Raw genomic sequence first — 19,479 nt, 5'->3', positions numbered from 1 at the left:
GGTGACCCGACTATAGGATGCCGGCAGCTTCCGCGGTCTCGACGATGTCCTGAGCCATCTTGTTCGTCGCCTCGTCCACCATCTGGCCGTCGACGCTCACTGCGCCTTGGCCCTTCTCCATTGCCTCGGCGTAGGCGTCGACGATGCGCTTTGCGCGCTCGGCGACTTCCGGGTCCGGCGCGAACACTTCGTTGCCGATCTCGATCTGCGACGGGTGGATCGCCCACTTGCCGTCACAACCGATCATGTTGGCGTTGTTGGCGGACTCGCGGAAGCCCTCGGGGTCCTCGATGTCGGCGTAGGGACCGTCGAGACACGGCAGACCGGCGGACTTGGCCGCGGCGTTACACTCCGAGAGGGCGTGGTGCCAGTAGTGACCGGGATACTCTGGGAACTGACCGATGTCGAGTCCGGGGGTGCCCATCGCCGCGGAGTAGTCGCCGGGGCCGAAGATGATAGAGGAGAGGCGGTCAGACGCGTGCGCGATGTCGTGGACGTTGTGCATTCCCTCGCCGTCTTCGATCTGGGGTTCGAGGCCGATGCCGCCGACCTCCAAGTCGTTGTTCTCCTCGATCTGTTCGAGGAGGTTCTCGACGGTGTGAATGTCGCTCGCGGACTTCACCTTCGGCACGATGATGTCGTCGATATACTCGCCGGCCTCGCCGACGACGGTGATCAGGTCGTCATACCACCACTGCGTGTCGATACCGTTCATCCGGAAGCTGAGGACCTTGTCGCTCCAGTCCTCCTCGCGGGCGGCCTTGATGAGCGGTTCGCGCGCGTCGGGCTTGGCGTTCGGCGCGACTGAGTCTTCGAGATCGAGGAAGACCTCGTCAGCGTCGCTGTCGGCGGCCGAGTGCATCATTTTCTCGTCGCTCGCGGGCGTTGCAAGCTGCGTCCGACGAAGAGTAACGTCCGTCATGTGACGGTTAGACGACGCACATGCATGGAAATAAATCTACCTCACTCGGGGCTTTTTTCTCCGAGACGAAAGCGCGTACCTTCGTGTCGAGCCGTCCAGTTCAGATCGGGCTCGAACACTTCGCGCTCGGTCATCTCGAACTCGCCGTCCGCCTCCGGTACGACCGCGACTTGTACGGTATCCGTCATCGCCCGCGCGTCTGGACGCGCGGGAAAGCCTGACGCCGGCGTGGATTCGGTCCGTAGCCGTGCCCGTTCCGATATTTCTAGTCTCTGAAACAACATATCAGTTACAAAACAAACGCTTAACTTGGGTGACGGTCACCCGCGAACGGACCGACGATGACGACGAGCAGGGGCGACGACGCCGCGGGGAACCGAGCGACGACACGGATCGAGACGCGAACCGTCACGGGCGGCGAGGCGACACCGTGAGCGACGGGCCGACGCTCCGTATCGGCGGCTCCGACGACGCCGAGCCCGCGGGAACGGTTCCCGCGCCCGTCCCCCCGGACGACCCGGAGGCATGGTACGCGCCCGACGTTCGCGCGCAGTACGAGGCCGCCCCCGGCGTCGTGGCGACGGTCCGCGAGCGCGACGGCGGGCGGTTCGGCTACGACGTGCGTGAACCGCCGCTCTCGCCGGCAGACGGGCGCGATCTCGACCGCATCTGCGACCATTTCTCCGCGGTTCGCCACCGCAGACCGCTCACCCGGATCGGCGTCGTGGAGCGCGCGGCCGCCGGCTTCGAACCAAAATACGAGCGCGCGCTCGACCGACTGCTCGACGCGAGCGCCGCCGCGCGCCGCCGGATTGACTACCACGCTCTCCGCGACCTCCGTCTGCTCGGCGATCTGACGCCTCTCGCTCTCGACGACCGCATCGAGATCGCAGACGTCGGAGACGAGCGGGAACTAGTCGTCCACACGGAGACGTTCGCCCCCCTCGAAACGGGGGTGGACGCGGACGCCCCGTACGTCGAACGGGTCGCGGCCGAGCGGCTCGCGCAGTACGCCGTCGACTTCGCGGGACTCTCCGTCGACGTGGTGATCTACCGCGAGCGGCTGCTCGGCTCCGATGCGTTCGAGACGAAGTACGCCGCGCTCGAACCCGACCTCCTCCCGGGCGACGCGGCGCTCATCGACGAATGCAAAGAGCGGATCTGGGAGACCTCGGTGAACGGCGTCGTCGACGACCGCGAGTCGTTCGTTGCCGCCCACGCCCGGCGGTTCCTCACACAGCGACTCACCGCGCGAGACACTCGCGCGTGGCTCGATACGGCGGCACACCGCGTGCGCTCGGCGCTTGCGGCGCGCGGTCTCGCGGTCCCGCCGGTCGACTCGCGGTACGCCCGCGACCGTCTTGACGACCTCGCGTACTACGTGCTCCGCGACTTCGTTGGCGAGGGAATCCTGACCGTTCCAATTCGCGATCCGCACTTGGAGGACATTGAGGCCAACCGCGTCGGCGAGCGCGTGAAGGTCGTCCCGCGCTCGTCGGTCCTCCGGCGCACCGGCGACGACGAGGTGGACAGCGGACCTGATCCCACCGCCGGAACACGCGTCCCGACCAACCTCGCGTTCACCAACGAGACGGCGTTCGTCAACGTCGTCACGGGACTCGCGGCCCGCGACGGGACCGAACTCAACGCTTCGACGCCGTCCGCGAAGGTGAACCTCGACGTCGACGGCGTCGAGGAGACGATCCGGTGTGCGGTGGCGCTCCCGGTCATCTCTGAGGGCGGCCCGCACGTCTCGATCCGCAAGCAGTCGCCGGACGCGCTGACGCCGGTCGACCTGATCGACCGCGGGACGCTGTCGGTCGACCTTGTCACGCTGTTGTGGCTGCTATACGAGCACTGCGGCGTCGTCCTCTTCGCGGGGCCGACCGGCGTGGGGAAGACGACGCTTCTGAACGCCCACACTCCCTTCATTCCGTTCGACGACCGCCCCGTCTCGATCGACGAGGGATCCAGAGAGGTCCGGATCCCGCACGAGACCGGGGTGTCGCTCACGACGCGCGATCACGAGGACGCGTACAAGGCGGTGAGCATGTCGGAGCTGATGACGGAGGCGAACTACCTCAACCCCGACATCGAGGTGATCGCCGAGATCAACACGCCGGCGAGTTTCGAGACCTTCGCCGAGACGCTCAACACGGGCCACGGCGTGATAGGCACAACCCACGCCGAGGACGTGGAGTCGCTCGTCAACCGTGTGATCGAGCGGGGGCTCCGTCCCTCGCTGCTGCGCGAGATCGACGTGATCGCCTTCCCGCGGCAGGTCGGCGGCGAGCGATACCTCTCGCGGGTGGTCGAACTGCTCTCGGCCGACGAGTACGAGGCGCTCGACCCGGACGCGGCGCACAGCCCGACCGGAAATCCGAAACACGGCGGAGCCGGCGTCATCGACAGGGGCGACGCGACGGTGTACTACAACACGGTCGCGTGGCGCACCCCCGACGGCGAGTTCCGGTTCCCGGGCGCACCGGCGTCGGATCCGCCCACCTCTTCCGGCGTCGGATCGGACGCACCACAAAGAGCGGGAGAGCGAGCGGTCCACGCGTTCGCTCGGCTGGCCGCTCGCACCGACCGCGACGTTGACGAGGTGACCGCTGAGTTCGCCGCCAAGCGTCGCTACGTCGAGTACCTCGTCCGCGAGGGCGTCGACGACGCAGACGACCTGTTCGAGTTCCTCGCCGACCTCCGCACCGACGAGGCGGCGACCGTTGAGCGGGCCGCGCGCACGATGCGCGACCGGCGGACACAGCCCGACGCCGGGACGCACCCGGACCACGAGACCCAATCCGACGCCGGGACGCACCCGGACCACGAGCGAGGGTCGCCGTGAGCGCGGAGCCGAGATCTAGGCCGAGTGACTCCGTCGACCCGCCGGACGCGGGTACAGCGGTCGCCGCCGCCGCGGACGACGGATTCTTGCGGAGCGGGCGCGCGTCGGTCGTCGACCGCGTGCTGTACGCGCTGTTCGCGCGCCACGCAAGCGACCGCCGCCACGATGCGGACCGAAAACGCTACCGCGGAACCGCCCTCGATGCGGGATTCGAGACGTATCTGTCGCGGGTGTACGGACTCTCGTGGGTCGCCTGCGTCGTCGTCGCCGGTCCGGCGCTTCTCGTCGCGACGAGCGTGACGCCGTCGCTGCTCGCCGCGGTCGACGCACTGCTCGGAGACGGTGCGTCGCTCCCGCCGACCGCCCGGTCGCGCGGGGTGACAGCCGCGGGCATCGCCGCGGTCACCGGGCTCCTCGCGAAACGCGCGGCGGTGCGACTCGGCGGGGTTCACCTCCGGTGGCTGACGGCGACGCGCCGGACCGACATCGAACGGACACTTCCCGGAGCGGTCCGGTACCTCGAACTGCTCGCCTCCGGGAGCGACGGTCCCCGCGCGATGATCGCGAAGACCGCCGCGAGCGACGCGTACGGCGGGACCGCGACCTCCCTGCAGAAGGCGCTCAACGCGGCCCGGCTCGCCGGCAGCCTCGACGAGGGGCTCCGGCGCGTCGCCCGCGACACGCCCTCGAGAGAGCTGCTCGCGCCGTTTTTACTCAAGTTCCGCAAGCACGCCGCTACGGGCGACGCGGCGCTCGCATCGTACCTCCGCACCGAGAGCCGGATGTTGGCCCACAGGCAGGACCGCGCCCGCAAGCGGGCCCGACGGTTCCTCGAACTGCTCACGGAGCTTTTCGTCGCGGTGCTCGTCCTCCCGGCGCTGCTCGTGATCGCGGCGACGGCGCTCACGGTGGTCACGCCTGAGTTCCTCCCGCCGGTGGACACGCCGGTCGGCGTGGTTCCGACCCGGGCGGTCGTGCTCTACGGGGCGGTCGCCTTCCTCGTCGCGCTTGGACTCGCGGGCGCGGTCGCCGTCGGGACGCTCCGCCCGCCGAACCAGCGCGCGAGCTACGATCGCCCGGGGCGAGTCCGGGCGGTCCTCGCGTCGGTCGGCCGAAACCCGACGAGCGCCGCGGTCGTCGTCACGCCGGTCGCGGTCTGTCTCGCGGCGTGGCTTGCGGTCGCGGGCTACACGCTGGTCAACGTGGCGCTGCTCGCGTACGCGACGTTCGCGGTGCCCGTCGGCGTCGTCGCGGGGCGGCGGACGCGGATAGATGACGCAAAGGACCGCGAACTCGCCGACTTCATCCACGCCGTCTCCGGGCACGTGGCACACGGGCGACCGTTCCCGGACGCGGTCGAGGCCGTCGCCCGCGAGGCCGACCTCGGGGTGTTAGACGGCGACGTTGCTGCCCTCGCATTCGCGCTTCGATCGACGACCGCGACCGGCGCGATCGGCGCGGCCGGCCCGACACCTCGCTCGGCGTCGGCGGCGGATGCCGGCGAGACTACAGACGTTCGCGCGGCCGCCGTCGACCGGTTCGTCGACCGCGTCGGCACGCCGCTCGCCGAGGAGACGCTCGGACTCGTCACGGGCGCGTTGAACGCCGGCAGCGACGCCGACGCCGTCTTCGAGACGCTTCGGATCGAGGTCGGCCAACTGTACAGCGAACAGCGCGCGCTCCGGTCGTCGATGCACCCGTACGTCGCGGTCGGCTGGGCGGCGGCCGCGCTGGTGATCGGCGTCGTCGCCGTCGTCAACACGCAGGTGATCGACGCGGCGCGGCTCGCGGAGCTGGCCGCCGCCACCGACCTCGTGACCGAGTCGGAGACGGTCCACCCGGACCTCGAACGCTTCCGGCTGTACGTCGTCACGCAGGCGACGGTGCTCGCCTCCGGCTGGTTCGCCGGCACCGCGTCCCGCGGACGCTACGCGGCGCTGTTGCACTCCGGCGTCCTCGTCGCGCTCTGTTACGCGGCGTTCACGCTCGGCGGGCTGTTGTGAGCGGTGTGGCCGAGCGCTGTCACCCCGCGACCACGCCACCATCAGCCGTGACCGCGTCGCCGTCAGCCCGCGACCGCGCCGCCGTCAGCTCATGAAGAGCCGGCGGTCGGCGCGCTCGTGACGCATACCCATCGCGTCCGCGAGCGGCGCGAACGAGTACATCGCGTCGATCGCAGCGTCGTGGTAGCGATCACAGACCGTCTCGATCGCGGGGAACAGCCTCGATAGCTGCGCCTGTATCGCGGTGTGTCCGAACCGCCCGAGCCGCTGGGCCGCCGCGAGGAGGGCCGTCACCGACCCGTACGCGCTCACGAGCGCCGCGTCGCGGGCGTCGAGCCCGGCTCGCTGACAGACGACGCCGAGCGCGACCGGGTAGTGGCCGTCGGCCCGTCCCGCCTCGCAGGCGGCCGCGTACTCGGCCAGCACGCCCTCGACTGCGATATCGCCGATAGTCCCCCCTCCGACGGCCGCGACGCCAGCGACGCCGTCGCCTGCAGCCGCGTCGCGACCCGCCGAACCGGCAGTCCCGTCGTCGGTCTCGGCGAGCAGTTCAAGGAGCTTCGAGCCCGCCTTGCGTGAGCTGTCGCGGAACTCCGCCGGGAGGGTCGCCGCGCCGAGCCGCTCGTCGGCCGCGAGCACCTCGTCGAGGTCACCGGCGGCGGCCGACCGGTGCGCGTGACCGAGCGCGACGATCTCCGCGGGCCCGATCACCCCGCGCAGGTACCCCTCGATCAGGTCACCTAGCTCGTCCGCCGTCTCGATCTCGTCCTCGTTGAGGTACTGCTCGATCCCGTAGGAGGCGGTGTAGGTCCCCACCGGGAGCATCGAATCGGAGAGGCGCATCGCCGTCAACAGGGCGCGGTCGTTCACGTGTCGCCCTCCGGAGTCGACCGGTGGTCGTTTCCGTGGTCATGGTCGTAACCGTGGCCGTCGCCGTGCTCGTGGTCAGCGGCGGACCCGTGCTCGTGGTCAGCGGCGGACCCGTGCTCGTGGCCGCTACCGTGCTCATGCTCATGGCTGCCCTCCGGTTCGTCCTCCTCGATGAAGCGCTCGGCCTCGACGGTCTCGTACCGCGTCGCGGCCTCGGGCGGCAGGTACGGACCCAGCACGTCCTCGATGATCGCTCGGTCGGCCGCGACCGGGACGTAGACCGTGTCGCCCTCGACGGCCACGTCCCAGTGTTGGTTGCCGATCCGATGGCCGAACTCCACCGCGGTCGATACCGCGGCTTCGGCGGCCGGGAACTCGACGACGAACGCCTCGCGCGACTCGAAGGCGACGACGACTGCGCGGTCGTCGTCGATCAGGAGCACGTCGCCCGCGGTCAGTTCGGGTTGGTCGACGAGCACGCCGAGTTCGGTGCCCGCCTCGGTCGCCACGCGCAGCCGCGAGCGCCGCCGCTCGGTGTCGTCGAGGACGACTCGTTCGAGCGTCCCCTCTCGCTCGTGGCTCGCGACCGCCTCGGCCAGCTCCGGGTCCGCGTCGACGTTGCCGATGACCCCGTCGACGCGTCTCATCTGCCGCGGCCCTCCAGCGGCGCGCCGACGCCGAGAAGCGCCTCGCGCGTCTCGTCCCACGCCGCCTCGATAGCGGTCACCACGTCCGCACTCCGATCGCCGAGGACGCGCACCGCGACGCCGGCGTCGTCCCGCAGCACCGACGCGCCCGCGACGACCCGGTCGTCGTCTCCGCCGTCGGCGAGTCGGTCGTGAATCCGGTCGCCGAGCGCGTCGACCTCGGGTTCCGCGGAAGCGACGACGTAGAGAGTTCCGACGACCTCGTGATCGCCGACGGTCGCCGGATCGCGCGGATCGCGCGCGTCGGGACGGAGGTCCACGGCGTCCGCGCAGACGAGGTCGCCCCCGACGCGTGCCTCGAACCGGCTGTGGTAGTGGTCGAAGCCGAACGGCTCGTGGTCAGAGAGCCCGTCCGGGACGAACACGTCGCCGACGACGACGGTCGCGTCTTCGGCCGCGGACACCGTCGTCGTCTGGAGGCATCGCGCGTTCTCGTTGAGGATGGTCGGACCGGGGAGGTACTCGACGTACGCGCCCGACTCGGCGGTGAGCGTCGCGTCGAGGTGGGCGTAGCTTGCGTTCATCGACTGGACCTTCGTCGCGCTCTGCGTGGTCACGTGAGCGCGCGAGCCGGCGCGGGCCTCGACCGAGAGCCGCCGCCGGTCGCCCTGCGTGACGACGGCGGTCGGGTCCTGCAGACAGATCGTCGTCAGTCCCGGCGCGGGGTCGCTGTCGAGCGTCCCCGTCAGGTGGTACGGCACCTTCACGAAGTCCGACAGCAGCCGGGTGGGGTTGTCCCCCTCGCGGCCGATCACGAGGTCCGCGACCCCGTCCTTGCCATGTCCGAACGCCGGGGACTGCTGGAGCTCCTCTTCGCCGTACTCGCGGAACGCCGGCGGGACGGCGACTCCGGCCGCGTCGTCGTCGCCGTTCGCGGAACCTCCGTTCACCGAGTCCTCGGCATCGTGGTCGCTGTCGCCGTCTCCGATCCCGCGGCTGTCGACGTTGCCGTCGCCGTCTCCGATCCCGCGGCTGTCGACGTTGCCGTCGCCGTCTCCGATCCCGCCGCTGTCGACGTTGCCGTCGCTGTCGGCGTCCCGGTCGCTCCCACCGGCGGCGTCGATATCGGTTCTCACGCGAACAGGACGCTCCGTTCGATCGCGTCGGCGACGGCGTCGACCCCGTCGTCGGCCTTGCAGTCGGTGAACGCCGTCGGGTCATCGCCCCGAACCGTCGCCGCGTCCTCGCGGATCACGTCGAGGTCGGCGTCGACGTGCGGCGCGAGGTCGGTCTTGTTGACGACGAGCAGGTCGGCCTGCGTGACGCCCGGCCCGCGCTTTCGCGGGATGTCGTCGCCCTCGGCGACCGAGATGACGAACATGAAGTAGTCGGCCAGTTCCGGGTTGAACGTCGCCGCGAGGTTGTCGCCACCGGACTCGATCAACACCACGTCGAGCTCGGGATGTCGCTCGACGAACTCGTCGATCTTCGCGAGGTTCATCGAGGGATCTTCCCGGATTCCGGTGTGCGGACAGGCCCCCGTCTCGACGCCGGCGACGAGATCCGGCGGGAGACGGTCTGCAAACGACTCGCGGAGGCGGTCGGCGTCCTCCTGCGTCATGATGTCGTTGGCGATGACGCCCACGTCGTAGCCGGCGTCGTCGAGCCGCGGAACGAGCCGCTGGACGAGCGCGGTCTTCCCGGAGCCGACGGGACCGCCGAGCCCGACCGTGGCCACGTCTCTATGGCCCGTCACGCGCCGTCACCCTCCGCGCTGTCGACCTCCGCGCCGTCGTCATCGTTCAGCTGCTCCCGGCTGTCGCTCCGGATCGGGTCGTGGACGGTGACGAGCTTCGTTCCGTCGGGGAACGTCGGCTCCACTTGCACCATGTCCACCATCTCGGGCACGCCGTCCATCACGTCCTCGCGGGAGAGGAGACTCGTCGCCTCCGCGCGGATCTCCGCGACGCTTTCCCCCTCGCGGGCGCGCTCGCAGACCCAGTCGGAGATATATGCGACCGTCTCCGGGTGGTTGAGTGCGGTTCCCCGATCTTTCCGCCGTCTGGCCAGCTCCGCGGCCATGAATATCGTGAGTCGTTCGTTGTCCTTGGGTGAGAGTTTCATAGAGTGTAGATCGTGTTACAGCGTGTACCGCTGTGCGAGCGGGAGTTCCTCGGCGGGTTCACACGTCACGTGTTCCCCGTCGACTTCGACCTCGAACGTCTGGGCGTCGATGTCGATCTCTTCGGGCGTGTAGTCGTTGTGCAGCATGTCGGACTTCCCGACCTCCCGGGTCCCGCGAACCGGACGCACCCGCGCGTCGAGACCGAGTTCGTCCCCGATGTCGTTCTCGTAGGCGGCCTCGCTGACGAACGTCGTGCTCAGGGCGTTCTTCGCCTTGCCGACCGCGCCTTCGCGGGAGCGCTGCATCACGGGCTCGCAGGTCATCAGCGAGCCGTTGGCCTCGCCCATCTCGCTGTGGACCGGGAATCCGCCCTTGATCACGTACTTCGGCTTGATGCCGAAAAACTCCGGCTCCCAGAGCACGACGTCTGCCATCTTGCCCGTCTCCAGCGAGCCGATGTACTGATCGATGCCGGCGACCTTCGCGGGGTTGAGCGTGTACTTCGCGACGTAGCGCTCGATCCGGGCGTTGTCCGCGCCCGTCCCCTCGTCGGCCGGGAGGGGGCCGCGCTGGGCCTTCATGCTGTGGGCGGTCTGCCACGTCCGACAGATCACCTCGGCCATGCGACCCATCGCCTGCGAGTCGGAGGTCATCATGCTGATCGCGCCCATGTCGTGGAGCACGTCCTCGGCGGCGATGGTCTCCGACCGGATGCGCGACTCGGCGAAGGCAACGTCCTCGGGCACGTCAGGATTGAGGTGGTGACAGACCATCACCATGTCTAGGTGCTCGTCGAACGTGTTGACGGTGTACGGCATCGACGGGTTCGTCGACGACGGCAGCATGTGCTCGTGACCGATGAGTTCGAGCACGTCGGGGGCGTGGCCGCCGCCCGCGCCCTCGATGTGGAAGGTGTGAATCGTCCGCCCGTCGATGGCGTCGAAGGTGTCCTCGACGAAGCCGGACTCGTTGAGCGTGTCGGTGTGGATACACACCTGCACGTCCTCCTCGTCGGCCACGTCGAGGGCGGTGTCGATGACGGCGGGCGTCGACCCCCAGTCTTCGTGGAGTTTGAGCCCCGTCGCGCCGGCCTCGATCTGCTCGCGGATAGGTTCGGGCTGGCTGCTGTTCCCCTTCGCGTAGAAGCCGACATTCATCGGCCACTCCTCTGCGGCCTGCAGGAAACGTTTGATATTCTCGGGACCGGGCGTACACGTCGTCGCGCCGCCGCCGTACCCGCCGCCGAACATCGTCGTGATACCGCTGGCTAGGGCGTGTTCGAACAGCTCCTTGCTGTTGAAGTGGACGTGGATGTCGAACGCGCCCGGCGTCGCGATGAGGCCGTCGGCCGGGACGGTGTCGGTACTCGCGCCGATGACGAGGTCGTCGTCGACGCCGTCCATCGTATCCGGGTTGCCGGCCTTCCCGACGCCGGCGATCTTCCCGTTGCGAACGCCGATGTCGCCCTTTTGGACGCCGAGGACGGGATCGATGACGACGACGTTGGTGTAGACGTAATCGAGCGCGCCGTCGGCCTGTGTCGTGCCGGGCTGCATCCCCATCCCGTCGCGCATCGTTTTGCCGCCGCCGAACACCGCCTCGTCGCCGTAGGTGCCGTGGTCCGTCTCGATCTCCGCGAGGAGGTTCGTGTCGGCGAGCCGCAGCCGGTCGCCCTCCGTGGCCCCGAAGAGATCGGTGTACGCCTTCCGCGAGAGCTCGCGGCTCATCCGTCCGCCTCGCTCATCCGTCCGCCTCCATGTAGCCCGCCTCGCGTGCCCGCTCGAAGGCCGCTTGTTTGACCGCCTCGTCGTCGAGATCGCCCTCGACGAGCCCGCCCATGCCGTGGAGGATTCGGTTGCCGCCGTACGCGACGAGGTCGACGTCCTCCTCACACCCCGGCTCGAACCGGACCGCCGTTCCGGCCGGAATGTCGAGCCGCATGCCGTAGGCGGCCTCGCGGTCGAATTCGAGCGCCTTGTTGCACTCGAAAAAGTGGAAATGCGAGCCGACCTGTGAGGGTCGGTCCCCGGTGTTCTCGACGGTGACCGACGCGGTCTCCCGTCCGGCGTTGATCTCGATCGGCTCGTCGGCCGGCAGCAGTTCGCCCGGAACGATGTCACTCATCGGCCCGATCACTCCGTCGAGACCGCTCGCAATCGGTTGCTGGTTCGTCCACCATACTAGATCATCGTTCGGATATTACGTGTAAAATACTTCCTCTTAGTGTAGTTCTGTACGGTTATGTTCCCGTATAGCTGTTGGTTCTCTATTAGTCTGGCAATATTTTCGCCCACGTCGTCGGTTCGGTCATCTATCTTTTCAAAACTCGGCGTTCGTTCGATAATTTCAGTTCAGCGCGCTGCCTGCGTTCGGGTTTCGGCGTGCGACTGCGGAACCTCCCCGGAGTTGCGGGACCGGTGTGTCGGCTATCGGGATCGCTCGCCGCTGACTCAGCGCTTATCCGTTGGCAGAACGGACGACTCGCTGTGACCGAGCGCCGCACCGATATCGACCTCGACGCCGCCCTCGCCGCGGGCGCTGCGCTGTTCAACGAGGGTTACGCGCTCGCGGCCCACGATCCGTGGGAGGCGGCGTGGCTCCCGCTCGAATCCGGGGCGGCCGAGCGGCTGTTTCACGGGCTGATCGCGGCCGCCGCGGCGACACACCACGCGACCGCGTGGAACTGGTCCGGTGCGGTCGGCTGCGCGGAGAACGCGGCCCGGTATCTCGGCGCAGTCGACGCCGCCGGGGAGACGGATATCGGGGACGACGCCGACGCGGGCCGGGGTGTCCATGTCCGACCTGTCCGCGACTGGTGTCGGCGACTCGCCGCGGACCCGGAGGTGATCGAGCGCACGTCGCCGCCGGCGATCCGGGTGGACGGTACGGCTCTGGCTCTCCCGGACCTCGACCTCGCGGCGACGCTGCTCGCCGCACCCGCGCTCGCCGGCGCGGTCGACGCCGGGACCGAGGCGACCGTCGAGGAGGCGGCGAGGCTCGCCCGCGCGGAACGCGGGACCGGCCGAACGACGGTCACCGAGCTGGTCGTCGCGTTCTGTCGCGAGCCGTCGTCGCGTCCGCAGGTGGCCGCGCGGCTCGCGGATCACGTTGACCGCGAGCGCCGGAAACAGCGCGACGTCGACGGTCTGTTCTGACGCCGTCGAGAAGCATGCCGCGCTCGCGGCGGTCGACAGTTACGCCCCGCGCGTGTCCGGGTTAGAGGGAAAGTTCGGTTCTGCGGGGGTCGCGTCGTCGTCGCCGTCGTCCACGTCGACGACGTCTTTCGGTTCACCGTCGAACGTGTAGTCGGCGGAGTTGTCGGCGGGGTCGTAGCCGAGCGCTTCGCGGGCGCGCTCGATAGAGTAGTAGCGGCGGTCGTTGTTCGAAATTCCGTAGACGATCTCGTAGCCGTACTCCGCCTGCAGGCAGCGATCGAATAGATGCGCACAGTCACGGTGTGAGAGCCACATCGCCTGTCCGCGCTCGTACTCCCGGGGAGGGTGGTCCTTGGTGAGGTTGCCGATGCGGACGCAGACGACACTCAGTCCGTGTTTGTCGTGGTAGAGCCGTCCGAGCGCCTCGCCGGTCGCCTTCGAGACGCCGTAGAGGTTTCCCGGCCGCGGCAGTTCGGTGCCGTCGAGCCGGTAGTCGTCGTCCGTTCGATACAGGTCGGGCGTCCGGTCGTCGGTCTCGTATCCGCCGACCGCGTGGTTCGAGGAGGCGAACACGAACCGATCGACGCCGGCGTCGACGGCGGCGCGCATCACGACCTGCGTCCCGTCGATGTTGTTCCGGAGCACCGAGTCCCACGGGGCGGTCTTTCGCGGGTCGCCGGCGAGGTGGACGACGGCGTTGACGTCTGCCATCGCCTCCCTAACCGCGCGCTCGTCGGTGATGTCCGCGACGTACAGGTCGGCATCAGTGACGCCGTCCGGTACCTTCGCTCGCGGGAGCGGCTCCCGGTCGAGGAGCCGCCAGTCGTACTCGCCGCCGATGCCGTTGAGGATGGCTTGTCCTACCCGTCCCCCGGCACCGGTCAGCAGGACCGGCTCGTCCATTCGGTCGTCCATGGGTGCGAGACGGGCATATAATGCACGGTTCGACCGTAACCGGTTGCCCGAGTGCAGACGAGCCCTAGAGCTTCTCTCGGGAGACGCTGACGCCGGTCGGGGTGACGACGATCTGGTCGTCGCCCTTCTGGACGATGTCACCGTCGACCTCTTGGGCGACCTGTCGAAGCTCGTCGACGATGTGTTCTATGGTCCGGTCCGACGTGGAGTGGCGGGTGATGTCCGCGATGACGAAGTCGCCGTCGTAGACGGCGTCTTTGATCGGGATGATGTCGCTCTGGTCGCCGATCTCCGCGATGTGTACCTGCATTCCCGTTTCCGCGTGCGCCTCGGCGAAGTCGTCGAGGTCGAGTTCGACGTAGTCGTCGACGGAGCGGTTTCCGCTGCCGCCGAGGATCTTGCTCATAATACCCATACACACCACACGACGAGGTCGGACATTAGTTCTTACGTCAGACGCTGTGTCGAGGTCAATCCGAGTCGTCGAGCCGCGCCTGCCACTCCTGCACCCGCGAGAGCAACTCCACCGGCGCGGTCGCCGCGACATCGACATCGGCCAGCTCCTCGATCACGGCCTCGGTCTCCGGGTCGAGGCCGTCGACTCGTTTCACGGTCCCTCTCGACTCTCCCTCCGCGGTCCCGCTCGACTCGCCCGCGGCGGAGGCCGCGTCGCCCGCGGCCGCCTCGCGCTCGTCCCCCGTCGTCGACGTTCCGTTCTCCGTGCCGCCGGCGAACGACCCCGACGAGAGGTCGAAGACGACCTGTCTGGTGTCGTCGGCTCCCGTCTGACTCCCGGCGTCGCCGCCCGTTCCGCCCTTCGCCTCGATCGCCTTCTCCTCGCGGAGCCGGTCGAGTACCTTGTCGGCGCGGGAGACGACAGGCTCGGGAACCCCGGCGAGATCCGCGACGTGGACGCCGTACGACCGGTTCGTCGGCCCCTCGCGAACCGTGCGGAGGAACGTCACGTCGCCGTCGCGCTCGTCGACCGCGACGTGGACGTTCGCGACGCGCGGGAGGTGGTCGGCGAGCGTCGTCAGCTCGTGGTAGTGTGTGGCGAACAGTGTCCGCGCGCGGACCTCGTTGTGGAGGTACTCCGTGGCCGCCCACGCGATCGAGATCCCGTCGTAGGTGGCCGTGCCGCGGCCGACCTCGTCTAAGATCACGAGTGAGTCGGCGGTCGCCGAATGGAGAATGTTCGACAGCTCCTGCATCTCGACCATGAACGTCGACCGCCCCTGTGCCAGCTCGTCGAGCGCGCCGACGCGGGTGTAGATACCGTCGACGAGCCCCACCTCGGCCGCCCGCGCGGGGACGAACGCTCCGGCCTGCGCCAGCAGTTGGATCAGCGCGGCCTGCCGCATGTACGTCGACTTCCCGCTCATGTTCGGGCCGGTGACGATGAGGAAGCCGTGCTCGTCGTCGAGCGCGAGGTCGTTCGGCACGAAGTCCGTGGTCCGCTCGACCACCGGGTGGCGGCCGGCGTCGACGTCGAGCCGCCGGTCGTCGGTCAACTCGGGACGCGTCCAGTCGTTGCCGGCGGCGTGGGTCGCGAGGGAGGCGAGCGCGTCGAGTTTGGCGATCGCTCGCCCCACGTCCTGCAGCAGTTCGCTGTCGCCCGCGACGTGCTCGCGAAGCTCCTCGAACAGTTCGTACTCCAGCTCGCCGCGGGCCTCCTCTAGGCGGAGCACCTCGCGCTCGCGTTCGGCTAACTCGTCGGTGACGAACCGCTTCGAGTTCTTCAGCGTCTTGATCTCTCGGTAGTGATCGGGCACCTGATCGGCCACCGACTTGCCGACCTGGATGTAGTAGCCGTCGGTCTTGTTGCGGTCGACCGTGACGTGACTGAGCCCGTACTGCCGCTTTTCGCGGTCTGCGAGCGTGTCGAGCCACGTCTTCGCCTCCTCGTGGCTCGCGATCAGCTCGTCGAGGTCGTCGTCGTACCCTTTCCGTATCAGCCCCCCCTGCGTCTTCGTTTTCGGCGGGTCTTCGGCGAGCGCGCCCGCAAGCTCTTCGCGCCACTCGGCAGCGCGGTTGCGGTCGATCCCGTCCAGAACACCGGCGACCGGCGAGTCGGCGAGGTCGCTCTCGCCTACCGCGTCGGCGAGCGCCGGGACGACGGCGAGGGTGTCCCTGACCGAGAGCAGTTCTCTCGCGCCCGCGCTTCCGCTCGTCGCCCGCGATGCGAGCCGTTCGAGGTCGCTGGCGTCGCCGAGCGTCTCGCGGAGCCGGTCGCGCGCGAGCGCCGCCGACGCCAGCGCCTCGACCGCGTCGAGCCGCCGCTCCAGCGCGTCGCGGTCGCGTCGCGGCCGCGTGAGCCACTCGCGGAGCAGCCGCCCGCCTGCGGCGGTCACGGTGTGATCGACGGTCTCGAACAGCGTTCCCTCGGCGTCGCCGCGCATGGTCTCCGTGATCTCCAGGTTGCGCTGGGTGGTCGCGTCGAGCTCGACGTGGTCGTCGTCGCCGTAGGCGGTGAGCCGCGTCATCGACGCCAGCACGCCCGCCCCGGTCTCCTCGACGTACCCCAACACCGCGCCCGCCGCCCGCAGGGCCAACTCGGAGTCGATCCCCACGCTGTCCGCGGTCTCGCGGCCGAACTGCTCGCGGACCGCGTGGGTCGCTCGGCCGGGCGCGAACGCCTCGGCGTCGAAAAGCGAGACGGACCCGGACAGATCGTCGCGGACCGCGGCGAGCAGGTCGTCGTCGTTGCGGAGCGCCGGTCCCGGAAGCACCTCCGCGGGGTCGAACCGGTACAGCTCCGCGCGGAGGTCGCCCGCGTCCGCGACCTCGGTGACGAGGAACCGCCCGGTGGTGACGTCGGCGAGCGCGAGTCCGTAGGGGCCGCCGTCGACGCGGTCGGCGTCGGACCGTCCGTTCTCGCTCGGCGCGGTGCCGCCCGAGTTGCCGCCGCGCCCACCGTCATCTCCCCCGCTCACCACGGCCGCGAGGTACCGCGCGTCCTCGCCCGTCGTCTCGATCATCGTGCCGGGCGTGACGACGCGCGTGATCTCCCGGGCGTGACCGTCGTCAGTCTCGTACTGGTCGGCGACTGCGACCCGGTACCCCCGCTCGACGAGCGCCTTCACGTAGGGGGTCAGCTCCGAGAGCGGCACGCCCGCCATGGGGTACGACGAGCCGTGAGAGGATTTCTGTGAAACGGTCAAGTCGAGTTCGTCGGCGACCAGTTCCGCGTCGTCCGCGAAGAACTCGTAGAAGTCGCCGCACTGCATCGCGAGGACGTCCGCGTCCGTCTCCGCCTTGAGATCGAGGAACTCCCCGACGATCCCCGTAGCCATACACCGTACTCCCGCCGTCGGCGGGTAAAACCCTACGGGTGGCGGCCGGATCGCCGTCGACTGCAGAGTCGTCGCCGTGTCGTCCCGGCCCGATCCGTGCCAACCGAGACGTGTCCCGCAGGGGTCTCTCGACGGGAGACACCGCTCGTCGATTGGCCACACTCGTCGTATTTATGAGTCGGAACCGCGAACTACCGGTCCGTAATGGTCGACCTCGCCGCGTTCGGGTTCGTCTTCATCGCGGGGCTGATCACGGCGCTGGCGACGGGCATCGGCGCGCTGCCGTTCTTCTTTTTCGATTCGATAAGCGATCGGGGGAACGTCGCGCTGTGGGGGTTCGCCTCCGGGATCATGGTCGCCGCGTCGCTGTTCGGACTCGTCCAAGAGGGGCTCGCCGAGGGGACGCCGATCGAGATCGCCGTCGGCGTGCTCGCCGGCGTCGGCCTCGTCGTGCTCGCCCACGAGGTGCTTCTGGACGCTGAAATCGACCCGCACGAGTACGAGGAGGCCGACTTCAAGAAGCTCGTGTTGATCCTCGGCGTGCTCACGGTCCACAGCTTTCCCGAGGGGATCGCCGTCGGCGTCTCCTTCGCGGATCTCGGGCTGGCGGGCGGGACGCAGCTGTTCGGATTCGCGGTGCCGGTGCTCGCGGTGTTCATGACGGTCGCGATCTCGATCCACAACGTCCCCGAGGGGACCGCTATCTCGATCCCGCTGCGGGCGATAGGCGTCTCGAAGTGGAAGATGGTCTGGTGGGCGGTGTTCTCCAGCCTCCCGCAGCCGGTCGGGGCGGTCGTCGCGTTCGCGTTCGTCAGGTACGCCCGCGAGTTTCTTCCGTACGGCTTCGGATTCGCCGCCGGCGCGATGGTCTATCTCGTCGCCACCGAGTTCATCCCCGAGGCGCTCGACACCGGCGCGAACCTCCCTCGGGGCGGCAAGCCGACGCTCGCGGTCGGAATCGCCGTCGGCGTCGCGTTGATGGTGCCGCTGAACTTCGTGTGAGTGTGTCCAGCCGTCACTCCCTGCCGTCGAGCACCGTCGGATTCACCGCGCCCGGCCCCTCTCCCACGTCGTAGCCGCGCCGGATCGCCGCCCCCATCTCGCCGACTGCGGCCTCGACCGCCGCGGCCAGCGGCTCACCCCGCGCGAGCCGCGACGCGATCGCGCTCGAAAGGGTGCAGCCGGACCCGTGTGTCGCGTCCGTCGCGATCCGCGGCGACTCGAACCGAACGACGGTCGTCTCGTCGTCGCGGTCGGCGTTGCTTCCGATTTCCGTAACGTCTCCCGCGTCCTCGCCGAGAACCAGCGTGTCGACAACGGTGTCGTCGTCGTCGAGATGTCCGCCCTTGACGAGGGCCGCGTCCGCGCCTCGGGCGACGATCTCGCGGCCGGCCCGCGCGGCGTCGGCGGGCGTCTCGACGTCGCCGCCGACCAGCACTTCCGCCTCGTCGGCGTTCGGCGTGACGAGCGTCGCGGCCGCGACCAGGTCGTCGTACGCTTCCTCGGCGGCGGGCGAGAGCAGCCGATCACCGGTCGCCGCGACCATCACCGGGTCGACGACGACCGGTCCCGCGAACGAGTCGAGCAGCTCGGTCACCGCGGCGACGATCTCCGCCGTGGCGAGCATTCCCGTCTTGGCCGCGCCGACGACGAAGTCGTCGACGACGGCGGCGTACTGGGCTTCGACGTGCTCGACCGGCAGCGTGTGCACACCTGACACGCCCCGGGTGTTCTGTGCTGTCGTCGCCGTCACGACGGAGGTGCCGAAGACGCCGTGGGCCGTCATCGTCTTCAGGTCGGCCTGTATCCCCGCGCCGCCGCCGGCGTCGCTGCCGGCGATCGTGACCGCGACAGGCGGCGAGACCGGCTCGTACGCGGCGGCCGTCTCCTGTGTCATATCCGGTTGTACCACTAAGTAGTTATAAACCGTGGCGATCGCCGCCGTCGAACGCCCTTTGCCGTTCGAGGCCGAACCGCGCGTATGTCGAACACCGATTCCGCCGACGCACCCGACGCGGCCGCCGACGCCGAGACGCCCGGTATCGCCGCCGACCCGGCCGACGAGGCGACCGAGTCGATCACCGTCTACTCCGACTACGTCTGTCCGTTCTGTTACCTGGGACGCCAGTCGCTCGCGCGGTATCGGGACAGCCGGTCCGAACCGCTCGCGGTCGACTGGCACCCGTTCGACCTCCGCGCCGGCAAGCGCAACCCCGACGGGTCGATCGACCACGATGTGGACGACGGGAAAGGCGATGACTACTACGCGCAGGCCCGAGAGAACGTCCGTCGGCTCCAGGAGCAGTACGGCGTCGAGATGGCCCAGGAGATCGCCACCGAGGTCGACTCGCTCCCGGCGCAGATCGTCTCACTCCGCGTGAAAGAGACCGCTCCCGAGGCGTGGCCCGCGTTCGACGAGGCGGTCTTCGACGCGCTCTGGCAGGACGGGCGCGACATCGGCGACCGCGAGGTCCTCGCCGACCTCGCAAGCGACACCGACGGGCTCGACGCCGACGTGGTGGACAACGCGCTCGCGGACGAGGATCTCCGCGAGCGCGTGACGGAGCTGTTCGACGCGGCGAGACGGCGTGGGATCACCGGGGTTCCCACGTTCGCGTTCGACGGCCACGCCGCCCGCGGCGCGGTCCCGCCCGAACAGCTCGAACGGCTCGTTGCGGGTTCGAGCGACGCCTGAGACGAC

General features: G+C 69.1%; 18 protein-coding genes. 6 read left to right on the top strand and 12 right to left on the bottom strand.

Features of this window, described 5'->3' with window-relative positions:
* Nucleotides 1-10: 10 nt before the first annotated feature.
* On the bottom strand, nucleotides 11-922 hold the full coding sequence (locus NO887_RS02365; protein ID WP_256416898.1) for an HpcH/HpaI aldolase/citrate lyase family protein: 912 nt from the start codon (nucleotides 920-922) through the stop codon (nucleotides 11-13).
* A gap of 83 nt (nucleotides 923-1,005) precedes the next feature.
* Between NO887_RS02365 and NO887_RS02360 the strand changes: the two genes are divergently transcribed.
* The 3 genes from NO887_RS02360 (at nucleotide 1,006) to NO887_RS02350 (ending at nucleotide 5,773) form a co-directional block, all read left to right on the top strand.
* Nucleotides 1,006-1,143, top strand: coding sequence for a hypothetical protein (locus NO887_RS02360; RefSeq protein WP_256416897.1), 138 nt, complete (start codon nucleotides 1,006-1,008; stop codon nucleotides 1,141-1,143).
* Nucleotides 1,144-1,352: 209 nt separating this feature from the next.
* Nucleotides 1,353-3,770, top strand: a complete 2,418-nt coding sequence (locus NO887_RS02355) for a type II/IV secretion system ATPase subunit (protein ID WP_256417020.1) — start codon at nucleotides 1,353-1,355, stop codon at nucleotides 3,768-3,770.
* Nucleotides 3,767-5,773 carry a type II secretion system F family protein gene (locus tag NO887_RS02350; protein WP_256416896.1) on the top strand — a complete coding sequence of 669 codons (2,007 nt, stop codon included), beginning with the start codon at nucleotides 3,767-3,769 and terminating at the stop codon, nucleotides 5,771-5,773. The genes NO887_RS02355 and NO887_RS02350 overlap by 4 nt, the downstream gene beginning before the upstream one ends.
* Nucleotides 5,774-5,857: 84 nt before the next feature.
* Here the strand turns inward: NO887_RS02350 and NO887_RS02345 are convergent, their stop codons facing one another.
* The 7 genes from NO887_RS02345 to NO887_RS02315 all read right to left on the bottom strand — a co-directional run bounded on the left by NO887_RS02345 (nucleotide 5,858) and on the right by NO887_RS02315 (nucleotide 11,539).
* A complete protein-coding gene (locus NO887_RS02345) occupies nucleotides 5,858-6,616 on the bottom strand; it encodes an urease accessory protein UreF (RefSeq protein WP_345780156.1) in 759 nt (252 codons plus the stop codon).
* Between the two features lie 23 nt (nucleotides 6,617-6,639).
* On the bottom strand, nucleotides 6,640-7,290 hold the full coding sequence (ureE, locus tag NO887_RS02340; RefSeq protein WP_256416894.1) for an urease accessory protein UreE: 651 nt from the start codon (nucleotides 7,288-7,290) through the stop codon (nucleotides 6,640-6,642).
* A complete protein-coding gene (locus NO887_RS18515; RefSeq protein ID WP_345780155.1) occupies nucleotides 7,287-8,240 on the bottom strand; it encodes an urease accessory protein UreD in 954 nt (317 codons plus the stop codon). The genes ureE and NO887_RS18515 overlap by 4 nt, the downstream gene beginning before the upstream one ends.
* A gap of 182 nt (nucleotides 8,241-8,422) precedes the next feature.
* On the bottom strand, nucleotides 8,423-9,046 hold the full coding sequence (gene ureG / locus NO887_RS02330; RefSeq protein WP_256416892.1) for an urease accessory protein UreG: 624 nt from the start codon (nucleotides 9,044-9,046) through the stop codon (nucleotides 8,423-8,425).
* Nucleotides 9,043-9,414 (bottom strand): urease subunit gamma, encoded by a 372-nt coding sequence (locus NO887_RS02325; protein WP_256416891.1) that lies wholly within the window; start codon nucleotides 9,412-9,414, stop codon nucleotides 9,043-9,045. The genes ureG and NO887_RS02325 overlap by 4 nt, the downstream gene beginning before the upstream one ends.
* Nucleotides 9,415-9,429: 15 nt before the next feature.
* Nucleotides 9,430-11,142, bottom strand: a complete 1,713-nt coding sequence (gene ureC, locus NO887_RS02320) for an urease subunit alpha (RefSeq protein ID WP_256416890.1) — start codon at nucleotides 11,140-11,142, stop codon at nucleotides 9,430-9,432.
* Nucleotides 11,143-11,155: 13 nt separating this feature from the next.
* Nucleotides 11,156-11,539 (bottom strand): urease subunit beta, encoded by a 384-nt coding sequence (locus tag NO887_RS02315; protein WP_256416889.1) that lies wholly within the window; start codon nucleotides 11,537-11,539, stop codon nucleotides 11,156-11,158.
* Nucleotides 11,540-11,901: 362 nt separating this feature from the next.
* On the opposite strand from NO887_RS02315, the gene NO887_RS02310 reads away from it, so the two are divergent.
* A complete protein-coding gene (locus NO887_RS02310) occupies nucleotides 11,902-12,570 on the top strand; it encodes a DUF309 domain-containing protein (RefSeq protein ID WP_256416888.1) in 669 nt (222 codons plus the stop codon).
* 39 nt (nucleotides 12,571-12,609) lie between these two features.
* Here NO887_RS02310 and azf read toward each other — a convergent pair whose 3' ends face one another.
* From azf to mutS, 3 genes are all read right to left on the bottom strand, one after another.
* Nucleotides 12,610-13,473, bottom strand: coding sequence for an NAD-dependent glucose-6-phosphate dehydrogenase Azf (gene azf, locus NO887_RS02305; RefSeq protein WP_256417019.1), 864 nt, complete (start codon nucleotides 13,471-13,473; stop codon nucleotides 12,610-12,612).
* 76 nt (nucleotides 13,474-13,549) lie between these two features.
* On the bottom strand, nucleotides 13,550-13,900 hold the full coding sequence (locus tag NO887_RS02300; protein WP_256416887.1) for a cell division protein SepF: 351 nt from the start codon (nucleotides 13,898-13,900) through the stop codon (nucleotides 13,550-13,552).
* A gap of 55 nt (nucleotides 13,901-13,955) precedes the next feature.
* Nucleotides 13,956-16,778: a DNA mismatch repair protein MutS gene (gene mutS, locus NO887_RS02295; protein ID WP_256416886.1), complete on the bottom strand. Its 2,823-nt coding sequence runs from the start codon at nucleotides 16,776-16,778 to the stop codon at nucleotides 13,956-13,958.
* A 204-nt stretch (nucleotides 16,779-16,982) separates the two neighbouring features.
* Between mutS and NO887_RS02290 the strand changes: the two genes are divergently transcribed.
* The gene (locus tag NO887_RS02290; RefSeq protein ID WP_256416885.1) at nucleotides 16,983-17,780 is read left to right on the top strand and encodes a ZIP family metal transporter; all 798 of its coding nucleotides are present in this window, start codon (nucleotides 16,983-16,985) and stop codon (nucleotides 17,778-17,780) included.
* A 13-nt stretch (nucleotides 17,781-17,793) separates the two neighbouring features.
* Here NO887_RS02290 and thiD read toward each other — a convergent pair whose 3' ends face one another.
* Nucleotides 17,794-18,675 carry a bifunctional hydroxymethylpyrimidine kinase/phosphomethylpyrimidine kinase gene (thiD, locus tag NO887_RS02285; RefSeq protein ID WP_256416884.1) on the bottom strand — a complete coding sequence of 294 codons (882 nt, stop codon included), beginning with the start codon at nucleotides 18,673-18,675 and terminating at the stop codon, nucleotides 17,794-17,796.
* Between the two features lie 84 nt (nucleotides 18,676-18,759).
* Here thiD and NO887_RS02280 point away from each other — a divergent pair, with 84 nt between their 5' ends.
* Nucleotides 18,760-19,473 (top strand): DsbA family oxidoreductase, encoded by a 714-nt coding sequence (locus NO887_RS02280; RefSeq protein WP_256416883.1) that lies wholly within the window; start codon nucleotides 18,760-18,762, stop codon nucleotides 19,471-19,473.
* Nucleotides 19,474-19,479 lie beyond the last annotated feature (6 nt).

It is taken from the genome of Halorubrum laminariae, assembly GCF_024494655.1.
GTDB classification, from domain to species: Archaea; Halobacteriota; Halobacteria; order Halobacteriales; family Haloferacaceae; genus Halorubrum; species Halorubrum laminariae.
Note: the sequence above shows the minus strand (reverse complement) of the source record. Positions and strands in the feature narration are given on the sequence as shown.